This window comes from Fusibacter sp. JL298sf-3 (genome assembly GCF_053842995.1).
This window is the reverse complement of record NZ_CM132608.1, coordinates 1,554,773-1,567,347: the sequence shown is the minus strand read 5'-3', so window position 1 is coordinate 1,567,347 and position 12,575 is coordinate 1,554,773. Positions and strand designations below refer to the sequence as shown.

The window sequence follows — 12,575 nt, the reverse complement described above, 5'->3', positions numbered from 1 at the left end:
GAAGATGAACAGGATTCTAATTGTCGAGGACGATATGATTAGCAGAAAATTTTTAAACCGCTTTCTCAGCGCCTACGGGGAATGCGACATGGTGGTAGACGGTCTCGAAGCCATTGATGCCTTTCTGCTTTCAATTAAAGAACAGACACCTTATGACTTAATCTGTCTGGATATTATGATGCCGAAAGTCGATGGTGTCAAAGTGTTAAAAGCCATTCGAGAGCTTGAAAATCAAAACGATGTGCCAAAGGCCGATCGCGTTAAAATTGTCATGACCACAGCGCTGGGGGAAACGGAAATTGTTCAGCGCGCCTTTGACTTCGGTTGCGACGCCTATGCTTCAAAACCGATTGACACGCTAAAACTGTCTAATGTGCTCAGCAAGTTGGGCATTCAGAAAAAAAGTGCCGAGGTAGAAGTATGAGCGAGCCCTACGATGTCAATGCGTCTTTAAAGGCGCTAATGGAAGCTGTGGGGCTGGACGAAAGCGCCAGCTACACCATTTTAGAGGCTTATGTGCGTCAGTCAAAAGAGATTCTCGACATCATGGAGGCCAGTGTGACACAATACCGCTTTGATTTTGAGAATTTAAAAGAGCAGTTTCATAAACTCAAAGGGTCTTCAGGCAACGTCCGCATTGTTCGCGTTTATGATTTGGCGCAGAACGGTGAGAAGCGCTGCCGGTTAAGGGATTTAAAAGGGGTAGCGGAAGTGGTGAAGGCCATTCGAAAAGAGCTGATGCTGCTTGAAGCCGCTCTGTTGAAAGGTGTATAAATCATGCATCGACTGTATAAAAAAAACGACACTTTTTAAGCTGAACGGTTGTCTGTTCAGCTTTTATATTGCAAGATAAATTGGCAACGAGGCGCCTTTCAGCCAATAGGGGGGATACTGGCATCCATTTTGCAACACCAGAAGGTGTAAGCACATAGAGCAGTTTATCAGTGGGAGGTCAATCTATGAAGAAAACAGTGAGTATGGACGAGGCGCTGGCGTCTGTTCAAGACGGCATGACGTTGATGATCGGCGGCTTTTTAGCTTGCGGTACACCGCATAAAATCATCGATGCTCTTGTCAAAAAAAACGTTAAAAACTTAACTATCATAGGCAACGACACGAGTTTTGTCGACCGTGGCATCGGTCGCTTAGTTGTCAACGGCCAAGTGAAAAAAGTCATCGTCTCACACATTGGCACCAACAAAGAGACGGGTAGGCTAATGAACGAGGGGCTGATGGAAGTGGCACTCGTTCCTCAAGGCACCCTTGCAGAGCAAGTGCGCGCCGGTGGGGCCGGACTCGGAGGTGTCTTGACGCCAATTGGAATCGGTACCCCTGTGGCAGAGGGCAAAGACCATTTGCTCATCGACGGCAAGACGTATTTGCTGGAGAAAGCTTTAAAAGCCGATGTGGCGTTAATCTTTGGCTCAATTGTCGATGAAAAAGGCAATATCTTCTACAATAAGGCGACGCGCAACTTCAACCCGTTAATGGCAACTGCGGCGGAAACGGTTATCGTTGAAGCGGAAAAGCTGGTACCGGTGGGGGAACTCGACCCGCATCTCGTTATGACACCGGGGTTATTTGTCGACTATATTGTAAAAGGTTAGGAGGTTTCCAATGAACGCAAAAGAGATTATTGCAAAGAGAGTGGCCAAAGAATTTAAAGACGGCGATGTGGTGAACCTCGGAATCGGATTGCCGACAATGGTTCCCAACTACATCGACAAAGATGTAGAAATAATTCTACAGTCTGAAAACGGGTTTACAGGTATTGGCCCGGCACCGGCAGAAGAGGACATCGATATGGATATGGTCAACGCAGGCGGTCAACCTGTAACCACCATTCCTGGTGCGACGTTTTTCGATAGCGCCATGTCGTTTGCCATTATCAGAGGGGGACACCTCGACGCAACGGTGCTCGGTGCCTTACAAGTAGATGAAGAAGGCAATCTCGCCAACTGGATGATTCCGGGGAAACTGGTGCCCGGTATGGGTGGCGCAATGGATTTGGTAGGCGGTGCTAAAAACGTTATCGTCGCAATGACTCATACAGCCAAAGGCGCTGTTAAAATAATGAAGAAATGCAACCTCCCTTTGACAGCGGCAAAAAAAGTGCGTAAAATTGTCACGGAGATGGGGGTTATCGATGTTACGCCAGAGGGCCTTGAACTTGTAGAGTACAACCCCGAATACACCGTGGAAGAAATTCAGGCGGTAACTGAGGCGACACTAAAGGTTTCGCCACAGTTAAAGCCTATGCTTTAAGTTGAAATTGAGCAGACCGGCGCAAAAGCGTCGGTTTTTTTGTTTTTTGAAAACGACGTCGAGCGCCTTTAGCGAATCGTACACGAGGGGTCCTTTTGAATTGCCTAAAAATTCGAATTACAGACGGCATTCCTTTGTGGTATATTATATAGTAAGGAGATTAATGCCATGAAGAAGACATACGCGCAGCTTCAGTGGGAGATGGCGCTGATAGATGAGTTTATAGAAAAAGCCTATGAGGGCCTGGTTATTATTGACGATAAAGGCCTCATTGTCAAATTTAAGTACGAGAAACTTTTGGGTATAAAGGAAGAAGAGGTTCTCGGAAAGCCGATTACAGAAGTTATAGAAAACACCAGATTGCACCATGTTTTGAAGACCGGCGAACCGGAGCTCGGCGACATCCAGTTGATTAAAGGGCACCGCGTGGTGACGTCTCGCATCCCCATCAAACGCGAAGGTCGCGTAGTGGGCGTGGTGGGGACGATTTTATTTAAAGACGTCGCCGAAGTCCGGTATATGGCTGAACATTTTGACCAAATGAAACAGTATGTGAGCAAATACAAAAAAGACCTCAAGCGTTTGCACATGGCAAAGTATTCATTCGACAGCATTTTAACCAATGATTCGAACATGCATCACGTGATGACTTTGGCGCGTCGCGCTGCTCAGACGGACTCCAGTGTCTACATCGAAGGCGATAGCGGCACGGGTAAAGAATATTTTGCACATGCCATACACGGTGAGAGCACGCGGCGATACGGCGCGTTTGTACGGGTTAATTGCGCCAGCATCCCCGAGACCTTGTTTGAATCAGAGCTCTTTGGTTACGAAGCCGGTGCTTTTACCGGCGCCAGTACCCATGGCAAACTCGGTAAGTTTGAGTTGGCAAGTGGCGGTACGGTGTTTTTAGATGAAATTACCTCGATGCCTCTAGAAATGCAGTCTAAGTTGTTGCGCGTTTTAGAAGAACGTGAAGTTGAGAGGGTCGGTGGTCACGAGCGGATCCCACTGGATATTCGCCTTATTGCCGCAAGTAACGAACCCCTTGAAAAAGCCGTTTCCGAAGGGCGATTCAGAAAGGATTTGTACTACAGAATCAACGTCGTCCACATTGCACTGCCCAAATTGGCAGACAGAGCGCGCGACATCGACCTCTTGGCGGTGCATTTTTTGAAAATCTACGCACAGAAGGCGCAAAAAGAGATTTCGGGCTTTTCAGATGGCGCCTGGACGGCGCTGCGCAGTTATACGTGGCCGGGGAATATTCGGGAACTTCGAAACGTCGTTGAAGGCGCTGTAGCGCTGACCAATCATTCGGTGATTGAATCGGAGGACCTCAACATCCAAGACCTTCCCGAAGCGCCGGTTGCTTTAAAAGGCAAGAGTTTAAAGGTACAGCTCGCTTACTACGAGCGCAAGATTATAGAAGAGACGTTGGCGGCCTGCGGGGGGAATAAAGCGCTGGCCGCACGGGAACTGGGTATACACAGAACGGGGCTCTACAAAAAGTTGTCGAAGCCGTAGAAAAAGACTTGGGAGGTTGTTTATGAGAAGTTTTATCGGTATCGATTTGCCGAACGATGTGAAAGAAGATATCTACCGCTTAAAAGAGACGTTGAATCCGCATGCCCTCAAAGGACGTTGGACGTCGAAATACAACTACCATCTCAATCTTAAGTTCTTGGGTGAGATCAGTGATGGTCAGCGGCAATTAGTGGAAGAGAAACTGACGGAAGTGACGCAAAAAACGCCGCCGTTTGAACTGATACTTCACTCTGTAGGCGCCTACGGATTGGACCCCAAACTCACGCCTAATGGCATGTGTGGCATGAAGACCCTTTGGATTGGTGTACACGGGGACACTCAAGCGCTGAAGGCGTTGCAGTACGACATCGAAATGGCGTTAATACGCCATGGGTTCAGCGCTAATTTGAGAGGGTATGTGCCCCATATCGCCCTTGGCGAACAAATGGTTTTCAACTGCGATTTCAGACACATCCGAAAGGCCGTCAGCCAATTGAACAAACGCATTGTCATAGACGCCGCCTCCCTGTTTAAAAGCGAGCACGAAGGGATTCGCCGCATTTACACACCGCTGAGTGCCCATGCGTTGAAAGGAGACCCATTAGATGGAGCGCGTTAACCGAATTTTAGAAGATGAGCGGTATCGGCGTTATGTACTTGAAATAGAGAAACACGAGAGCGAACGCCCATTTTGCAGACACGATATGAACCATTTTTTAAGTGTTTCCAGAATCGCCTACATTATGGGGCTCGAATCCGAGGCCGGTATCGACAAGGCCGTGTACTACGCCTGTGGCCTGCTACACGATATCGGGCGATTTGTGCAGTACGAGACCGGCGAGGACCACGCCCTTGCCAGTGTACGGCTTGCACGCCCTATCTTGATTTCAGCCGGATTCGGCAAGGCCGATGTAGAAGCCGTGTGCGCGGCCATCGCAAAGCATAGAAAAGAGACGCCGGACGCAAATGCCCTTGAATCGATTGTTTATCGTGCAGACAAGGCCTCGAGGCCTTGTTTTTCGTGTCCGTCAAAAGCGCTTTGTAAAAATGACAATCAAAAACAGCAGCCGCTGATGTATTAAACTATCGAGGAGTGTGTACTATGATACTGATGATTGACAACTACGATTCGTTTACCTATAACCTCATACAGTATTTGTCTGAGCTCGGCGAAACAGTGGCCGTCTTTCGCAACGATGCCATTACGGTGAGCGAGATTGATACGCTGGCCCCAGAGGTCATCGTCTTGTCTCCGGGCCCAAAGAGTCCCAAAGAAGCGGGCATCTGTCTCGATATCGTTCGGCATTTTAAGGGCAAAATCCCGATACTGGGCATTTGTCTGGGGCACCAGACCATTGCCGCTGCTTTTGGGGGCGAAATCGTGCGTGCTAAAGAACCCGTTCACGGGAAAGTACACGCCGTTGAACACGCGTCGAAAGGGGTTTTTAGCGAACTGCCGTCGCCCTTAAATGTAACGCGGTACCATTCGCTTGTAGTGGCACCGGAGACGTTACCGGCGTCTTTAGAGGTGACGGCTTGGAGTGCCTCGGGAGAGATTATGGGACTTCGGCATCGCACATATGCCATAGAAGGGGTGCAGTTCCATCCGGAAGCCATTTTATCAGAATGCGGCCATGAGTTAATGGCGAATTTTTTAAGCGCCGTGCGGCAACAGGAGGGAAAATCATGTATATAAGGCTATTGGAGACGGTGGCATCGCCGGCACAATTGTTTGAGACCATTAAAGACGAACCCTATGCGTTTTTTTTGGACAGCGCGCGTTACGACGTCACCAAGGGGCGCTACTCAATGATGGGGTGTTGCCCGGAAGTGACGTATGCGGTGAGGGGACGAGAAATAACAGTGGACGATTGCGGTAAGCGTCAAGTAACAGAAGGTGACGCCTTTGGCGTTTTGGAAGCGCTGTTTAAAAAATACCAAAAGGCCTATCGCGCCACATTGCCCTTTATGGGGGGCTTTGTCGGGTACTTGGGCTATGGGATGGCGCATCATGCGGAAGTGCTCCCCGAGACGACGACACCTGCGGTGGCCATTCCCGACGCCTTCTTCGGCTTGTACGACGGGGTACTGATATACGACCACCTTGAAGAAAAAGCGTACTTGGCCTCTCTCGAATGCTTTGGCAGTGGCGAAACGGCAGTGGCTTCTCTGTCCGAAAAGCTGAGCGGTGCAGTGGCTGTCGACGTACCGCCGCGCCCCAATGCATCTTGCGCGGCGTATCCGAACCTCTCTAAGTCGGCATACCTCGAAGCCGTGGCGTCGGTACGGGACTACATCCGGCGCGGCGACATCTATCAGGTGAATTTTACACAACAGTTGAAGGCGCCGCTTTCAGCGACACCCTACGAGGTGTACCGAAAGCTTAGAACCGTAAATCCGGCGCCGTTTGCCGCCTATTTTAATTTAGGAGATGCACATATTGTCAGCAGCTCTCCGGAGCGTTTTATACAGATTCAAAATGGCGTGGTGGAGACGCGGCCGATTAAGGGGACGCGAAAAAAGAGCTTAGACCCCTTGGAAGATGCGCGGATTCAAACCGCCCTTTTAAACAGTGAAAAAGACCGCTCGGAACTCTTGATGATTGTCGACTTAGAACGCAACGACTTAGGTCGCGTGTCCAAAGTCGGGACGGTCAAAGTGCCGGAGCTCTTTAAACTGGAGACATACGAGACGGTTCACCATCTCGTCGCCGCAGTCACCGGTGAACTCAGAAGCGATGTCAACGCCGTGTCGTGTCTCAAAGCTGTTTTTCCGGGAGGTTCCATAACCGGCGCGCCTAAAATAAGGGCGATGGAAGTCATCGACGAACTGGAGCCGACTTCTAGGCACCTCTATACCGGTGCCATCGGTTATATCGCTCTCAACGGCGATGCCGATTTCAACATCGTGATTCGAACCTTGCTTTGCCAAGACGGGTGGGCGCATCTCGGCATCGGCGGCGGTGTCGTTTGGGATTCGGACCCGTCGGCGGAGTATCAAGAGTCCCTCGACAAGGGACGTGCTCTTTTAAAGGCGCTAAACGCCACAGTGGAGGAGGCGCCATGTACGGCTATATAGAAGGTGTTCCGGTGGCGCTGGAAACCATCGACTGGTGGACGGCCCCTTTTTCTCATTATGGAACGGGACTATTTGAAACATTGCGCCTTTCAGACGGTGTGCCCGAGGCTTTAGAGGCACACTATCGGCGCTTAAAGGTGAGTGCGGATGCGTTGAAACTTCCCGCGGTTCCGCCTTACGAATTTGTTTTAGAAGCCTCGCTTACTGCGGCGAAACGCGATGGCGTCGTTACAGGGAAAATGAAATGGCGCTATTTACCTCTGTTGAAAAGCATGGTATTTTTAATAGAAACGGCGCCGTACCCCTACGTGGCCCAGCAGTATGAAAAAGGGCTTCGGGTCTCAGTTAGCACGACGGTGAAGCCGTCGTCGAGCATCCTCTCCAGAGTGAAATCCACCAATTACACAGCGGCACTTTTTGAAAAGAAAGCCGCAGGAGACAAGGGCTTTGACGAAGTGTTGTTCTTTAACGAACGCGGAGAACTCGCTGAAGGCGCTGTGAGCAATATTTTTTTTAGAGTCGGGAGGCGCTTGTTCACCCCGGCACAGGCCTGCGGCATTCTTGCGGGGACTATGCGCGCCAAGGTGATGGCCGAATGGGCATCTCTCGGCGGCGAAGTTGTAGAAGGCCGGTTTGATCGCGGGACTTTTGAAGCGGCGGAATCGGTATTTCTCACCAACGCCCTCATGGGGGTGATGCCTGTAAATGCCGTGGAGGACAAGGTGTTCCCCGTTATTTCAGATGCTCAGACAGCGGCGCTGATGCAGCGCTGTAACATCATTTTTTAAGGAGGCTTCATATGGACAAACCTAAAATAGAACGCGCTGTACGGGATATATTAGAGGCCATTGGCGAAAATCCCGACAGAGAAGGACTTTTGGATACGCCGAAGCGGATTGCCAATATGTACGAGGAAATTTTTAAGGGGCTCGATGAAGACCCTAAAAAGTATTTGGAAGTCTTTTTTCAAGAAGAACATCACGAAGAACTGGTACTTGTAAAGGATATTCCCTTTTATTCGGTATGTGAGCACCACTTGGTGCCGTTTTACGGAAAAGCGCATGTGGGGTATTTGCCGAGAAAAGGCAAGTTGACAGGATTGAGCAAATTGGCGCGCGTCGTCGAAACCGTGGCCAAGAAACCGCAGCTTCAGGAGCGGTTATCGGCACAAATTGCAGACGCCATAGAAGAGCAGTTGAACCCTCACGGCGTCATTGTCGTCGTCGAAGCCGAGCACATGTGCATGACCATGCGCGGTGTGAAAAAACCTGGGTCAAAGACGTTGACGTCGGTGGTGAGAGGGGTTTTTAAAACCGATGCCAAATCGCGTGCAGAAGCGATGGCACTGATTCAGTTTAGGAGTTAAACATGCAGTTTCAATTTGAGTTCGGCAAAAAAACTTACGTTATGGGCATTCTCAATGCAACGCCCGATTCTTTTTCGGACGGCGGGCAGTACCTGAGCGTTTCAAAAGCGGTGACACACGCGGAGCAGATGGTTCGAGAAGGCGCAGACATTATAGACGTCGGCGGGGAAAGTACGCGACCGGGGGCGACACCGGTTTGCGCAGAAGAAGAAATCGCTCGGGTCATTCCCGTTATCGAGGGCATTCGCCAAGTGACGGATACCCCTATATCCATCGATACCTACAAGGCGTCAGTGGCTGAAGCCGCACTGGCGTCGGGCGCTCAAATCATCAACGACGTCTGGGGGTTCCAAAAAGACCGCGAGATGGCAAAAGTGGCGGCAGCTTACAACGTGCCCGCCATATTAATGCACAATCAAGTGGGGACGCACTACGCGGGCGACATCGTGGCAGCGATGACGGCGTTTTTTGAGACCTCACTTAAAATAGCCGAGGCAGCCGGTGTGGCCAAGCACCAAATTGTGTTGGACCCCGGGATTGGCTTTGGAAAAAATTTAAGTCAAAACCTAGAAGTGATGCGCAGACTAGACGAAATTTGTGCTTTGGGATACCCAGTTCTTTTGGGGACGTCTCGGAAATCTATGATAGGCAAAGTCCTCGACTTGCCGGCGCATGAAAGACTGGTAGGCACACTGGTTACAACAGCTATGGGGATTCAAAGCGGCGTTGAAATCGTCAGAGTTCACGACATTCAGGCCAATGTGCGTGCGTGTCGAATGGCGGACGCCATCGTCAGAGGAGGTCAGATGTGGACAGAATAAAAATGAACGGTTTGGCTTTCTACGGCTACCACGGCGCTTTAGCAGAGGAAAATCGCTTGGGGCAACCCTTTGTACTGGATGTGTGCATGGCGGTTGATCTCGTGGCAGCAGGGCGGTCTGACGACGTTGTGGATACTGTGCACTACGGCGAGGCCTATGAAGTGGTCAAGCGTCATGTGACGGAGAAGACCTACCGGCTGATAGAGGCCCTCGCCGAAAACATCGCCACCGATTTGCTCGCGACCTTTGCGCGCATAAGTGAAGTGACGGTGTCGGTAAAAAAACCAAAGGCACCTGTAAGCGGGATTTTCGAGAGTTTTGAAGTGGTTATTACAAGGAGGCGACATGCATAAGGTGTACCTAGGGCTTGGCAGCAACATCGAGCCAAAACGGGCGCACCTCGACAGCGCCGTTAAGCAAATAGAAGCTTCTAAAGGTGTCTGTGCAGTGACGTGTTCCCCTTACTACGAAACAGCGCCGGTGGGCTACCTCGATCAAGCGTCCTTTGTCAATGCGGTGGTTTGCATAGAGACCACGCTTTTGCCCCTGGAGGTGCTGAGCATCTGTCAGGCTGTGGAAACTGCTTTAAAACGCGAACGCCTCATCCGATGGGGACCGAGAACCATTGATGTCGACGTACTCCTGTACGACGACTTCGTATCCGATGATCCGGAGTTGACCATTCCACATCCGAGAATGCACGAAAGAGGTTTTGTACTTACGCCGTTGGCCGCCTTAGATGAAACGGTATCCTTCAAGGGGAAAACCGTGCGCCAATGGCTCGACGAATTGGAAGGAGAAAATACCCCCTTATGAATCGCATTGAATTTTTGAGAAAACTTGCGCGGACGTTTCAGTACATCGCCTTTGTATTGGTACTTGTCATTGCGCTCTTTCAGATTTTGTTTCCCGAACGCTTTCAGGCGACGCCTTTAATCGGAACAGTGGCGTACTACGCCATAACGATTTGCATTGCGGTACTGCTTGGTGTCAACGGGTTTCTTATTGCAGCTATTTTTAAGAACAAACACAAGTAGAAGGCGTTACGCGCGTGGGGGCAACGGGCTAAAAGGCGTGTTCTCCCGCGCGACACATTAATATGCTCCAAAAAGATAAAAGTACCCTCTTTTTGTGTTGTCAATCAGAAAAGTGCGTGTTATAATACCTATAGATTATGAAACTGATAATTGTTATCTTGTACAAAAAGCGATGCTCGACTTTTTTCGGAGCGACGTGTTAAAGATTAAACAGACAAACTTTTTTAAAGTAGATAGGTGGAAGCATGTTATTGACCAAGGCAAGTGTAGGACATCAGGGGAAAGTAGTAAAGATCGACGGCAGTGAAAAAATTAAGAAGTTTTTGTTTTCACTGGGGTGTTATGAAGGTCAGGAAATTACACTGGTTTCTATATTGGCCGGTAATTACGTCATCAACATCAAAGACAGCCGATACGCCATTGACAAAAAAATGGCGAAAAGCATTGAAATTACAGACTAAATGCCGAAAGCGGCATTTTTTTAAGCCACATCTACGATAATGATTATCACTAATAGCTAGGAGGGAACAGTATGCGCATAGCATTAGCCGGTAACCCCAACTCAGGTAAAACAACTTTATACAACGCATTGACAGGTAAGACAGAACAAGTTGGTAACTGGTCGGGAGTAACAGTTGACAAAAAGGCAGCCAAGTTAAAAGGCAAGTACACGTCGAAAGATCGAGAGATTCACGTCGTGGATTTACCGGGAGCTTATTCCATTTCACCTTACACCAGTGAAGAGAGCATCACCCGAGATTTCGTAATGGACGAGAACCCAGACGTCATTATCAACATCGTCGACGGCGCCAACTTGTCGCGGAGCTTATTTTTCACCACACAGTTGATAGAGCTCGGTTTGCCGATGGTTATCGCCTTGAACAAGGACGATGTCCTCAACCGTCGCGGCGATCAAATCGATATTAAGAAGCTCGAGTCGACATTGGGATGTCCGGTGATACGAACAGTGGCGCATCGCAACCAAGGCTTAAACGAATTAATCGATAAAGCTGTCGAACTCGTCGATAAGGGCGAGACGCCAAAAGCCCTTTCCCTAGCAAAGAGCTGTACCGATTTAGAAAGACAAAACTACGTCGATGAGGTCGTTAAAAGCGCTATGAAGCGTACCAAAGATCTCAGCAAAGTGACGTTTTCCGATAAGGTCGACCGAATTGTCGCCCATCAGTATTTAGGTCTGCCGATTTTCTTCCTCGTGATGTGGGGCGTGTATTGGTTTTCAATTGAAGGCCTAGGCGGTTATCTCTCGGGGTATTTTAACGACACACTCTTTGGTGAAATCGTTCCGAATGCACTGAACGGTCTGTTTGAAACCGTGGAGGTCAACCCACTGTTACAAGGCCTGATTGTCGATGGCGCCGTAGCAGGTGTGGGGGCAGTCATCGGGTTCTTGCCGCTGATTATGGTTCTCTTTTTCTGTTTGTCGCTGTTGGAAGACAGTGGCTATATGTCTAGAGTTGCCGTCATTATGGACCGTTACTTTAAACGCATCGGCCTGTCTGGGAAGTCGATTATTCCGATGATTGTCGGTTCAGGATGTGCCATTCCGGGCGTTATGGCGACGCGTACCATTGAAGATGAAAATGAAAAGAAAATCACCACGTTGTTGACACCGTTTGTGCCATGTGGTGCGAAATTACCGATTATTGCGTTGTTCTCTGCGGCGTTTTTCCCGAATGCCTCTTGGGTTGGCCCAAGTATGTATATTTTGGCGATTGTCGTCATCATTTTGGGTGGTCTCTTCCTTAAGAATGCATTCAAGTGGGAAGCGACATCGACATTTATTATGGAGTTGCCGGAGTACAAGGTACCGAGCCTTAAATACGCATTGACGCAGATGCTTCAAAAAGCAAAAGGCTTTATTTACAAAGCGACGACCATTATTCTCGTTATGAATACACTCGTTTGGTTTATGCAAGAGTTCAGCTGGGCGCTTCAGCCTGTTGAAGACCAGAGCATGAGTATCCTCGCAAGTGTCGGGGGATGGATTGCACCAATTCTGTTGCCACTTGGCTTTGTGGGCTGGCAGTTAGGTGCAGCATCTGTTACAGGGTTTGTAGCCAAAGAAAACGTCGTGGCGACGTTTGGTATCTTACTCGCCGCTTCTGAAGATATGCTCCACATGTCCGGCGGCCCAATGGCGGAACTTTTCAACCCGGTTACTGCCTATGCGTTCTTAGTGTTTAACTTGTTTACACCACCGTGTTTTGCGGCAATTGGCGCAATGCGCTCAGAACTCGGTTCAGGAAAATGGCTTGCACGAGGACTGGCATTCCAATTCAGTGTCGGCTACTTGTTGGCGATTTTATTTAGCCACGTCGGTTCGCTGGTGATTTACGGCAAGGTGGCAACGGGCTTCGTACCGGCTATGATTATTCTGGCAGCTTACGCCGTTCTGATTACGTATTTAATTAAGCGGCCGAAGCAAGCGACAGTGGCTTCTAATATGAAATAAAGAAAGGT

General features: G+C 49.4%; 17 protein-coding genes. All 17 read left to right on the top strand.

Annotation, left to right across the window (positions count from 1 at the left end; genetic code table 11):
• Positions 1-4: 4 nt before the first annotated feature.
• The 17 genes from ACR6HW_RS07625 (at position 5) to feoB (ending at position 12,567) form a co-directional block, all read left to right on the top strand.
• Entirely contained in the window at positions 5-424 is a 420-nt protein-coding gene (locus ACR6HW_RS07625; protein WP_455730554.1) for a response regulator, read from the top strand.
• Positions 421-774 (top strand): Hpt domain-containing protein, encoded by a 354-nt coding sequence (locus ACR6HW_RS07620; RefSeq protein ID WP_455730553.1) that lies wholly within the window; start codon positions 421-423, stop codon positions 772-774. Before ACR6HW_RS07625 ends, ACR6HW_RS07620 begins: the two co-directional genes overlap by 4 nt.
• Before the next feature lie 185 nt (positions 775-959).
• Positions 960-1,607 (top strand): CoA transferase subunit A, encoded by a 648-nt coding sequence (locus ACR6HW_RS07615; protein ID WP_455730552.1) that lies wholly within the window; start codon positions 960-962, stop codon positions 1,605-1,607.
• A gap of 10 nt (positions 1,608-1,617) precedes the next feature.
• Complete coding sequence (locus ACR6HW_RS07610) at positions 1,618-2,265, top strand: 3-oxoacid CoA-transferase subunit B (protein WP_455730551.1); 648 nt, start codon at positions 1,618-1,620, stop codon at positions 2,263-2,265.
• Positions 2,266-2,433: 168 nt separating this feature from the next.
• Positions 2,434-3,792 (top strand): sigma-54 interaction domain-containing protein, encoded by a 1,359-nt coding sequence (locus ACR6HW_RS07605; RefSeq protein WP_455730550.1) that lies wholly within the window; start codon positions 2,434-2,436, stop codon positions 3,790-3,792.
• Positions 3,793-3,814: 22 nt separating this feature from the next.
• Positions 3,815-4,411: an RNA 2',3'-cyclic phosphodiesterase gene (gene thpR, locus ACR6HW_RS07600; protein WP_455730549.1), complete on the top strand. Its 597-nt coding sequence runs from the start codon at positions 3,815-3,817 to the stop codon at positions 4,409-4,411.
• A complete protein-coding gene (locus ACR6HW_RS07595) occupies positions 4,398-4,874 on the top strand; it encodes an HD domain-containing protein (RefSeq protein ID WP_455730548.1) in 477 nt (158 codons plus the stop codon). Before thpR ends, ACR6HW_RS07595 begins: the two co-directional genes overlap by 14 nt.
• A 20-nt stretch (positions 4,875-4,894) precedes the next feature.
• A complete protein-coding gene (locus ACR6HW_RS07590; RefSeq protein ID WP_455730547.1) occupies positions 4,895-5,488 on the top strand; it encodes an anthranilate synthase component II in 594 nt (197 codons plus the stop codon).
• Positions 5,479-6,870, top strand: coding sequence for an aminodeoxychorismate synthase component I (pabB, locus tag ACR6HW_RS07585; protein ID WP_455730546.1), 1,392 nt, complete (start codon positions 5,479-5,481; stop codon positions 6,868-6,870). The genes ACR6HW_RS07590 and pabB overlap by 10 nt, the downstream gene beginning before the upstream one ends.
• A complete protein-coding gene (locus ACR6HW_RS07580; RefSeq protein WP_455730545.1) occupies positions 6,855-7,658 on the top strand; it encodes an aminotransferase class IV in 804 nt (267 codons plus the stop codon). Before pabB ends, ACR6HW_RS07580 begins: the two co-directional genes overlap by 16 nt.
• A gap of 11 nt (positions 7,659-7,669) precedes the next feature.
• Positions 7,670-8,236 carry a GTP cyclohydrolase I FolE gene (gene folE / locus ACR6HW_RS07575; protein WP_455730544.1) on the top strand — a complete coding sequence of 189 codons (567 nt, stop codon included), beginning with the start codon at positions 7,670-7,672 and terminating at the stop codon, positions 8,234-8,236.
• A 2-nt stretch (positions 8,237-8,238) separates the two neighbouring features.
• Positions 8,239-9,057, top strand: a complete 819-nt coding sequence (gene folP, locus ACR6HW_RS07570; protein WP_455730543.1) for a dihydropteroate synthase — start codon at positions 8,239-8,241, stop codon at positions 9,055-9,057.
• A complete protein-coding gene (folB, locus tag ACR6HW_RS07565; protein WP_455730542.1) occupies positions 9,045-9,410 on the top strand; it encodes a dihydroneopterin aldolase in 366 nt (121 codons plus the stop codon). Before folP ends, folB begins: the two co-directional genes overlap by 13 nt.
• On the top strand, positions 9,403-9,873 hold the full coding sequence (folK, locus tag ACR6HW_RS07560) for a 2-amino-4-hydroxy-6-hydroxymethyldihydropteridine diphosphokinase (protein WP_455730541.1): 471 nt from the start codon (positions 9,403-9,405) through the stop codon (positions 9,871-9,873). The genes folB and folK overlap by 8 nt, the downstream gene beginning before the upstream one ends.
• Positions 9,870-10,094: a hypothetical protein gene (locus ACR6HW_RS07555; RefSeq protein ID WP_455730540.1), complete on the top strand. Its 225-nt coding sequence runs from the start codon at positions 9,870-9,872 to the stop codon at positions 10,092-10,094. Before folK ends, ACR6HW_RS07555 begins: the two co-directional genes overlap by 4 nt.
• A 245-nt stretch (positions 10,095-10,339) precedes the next feature.
• Positions 10,340-10,555, top strand: coding sequence for a FeoA family protein (locus ACR6HW_RS07550; protein ID WP_455730539.1), 216 nt, complete (start codon positions 10,340-10,342; stop codon positions 10,553-10,555).
• A gap of 71 nt (positions 10,556-10,626) precedes the next feature.
• Positions 10,627-12,567, top strand: coding sequence for a ferrous iron transport protein B (gene feoB / locus ACR6HW_RS07545; protein ID WP_455730538.1), 1,941 nt, complete (start codon positions 10,627-10,629; stop codon positions 12,565-12,567).
• Positions 12,568-12,575 lie beyond the last annotated feature (8 nt).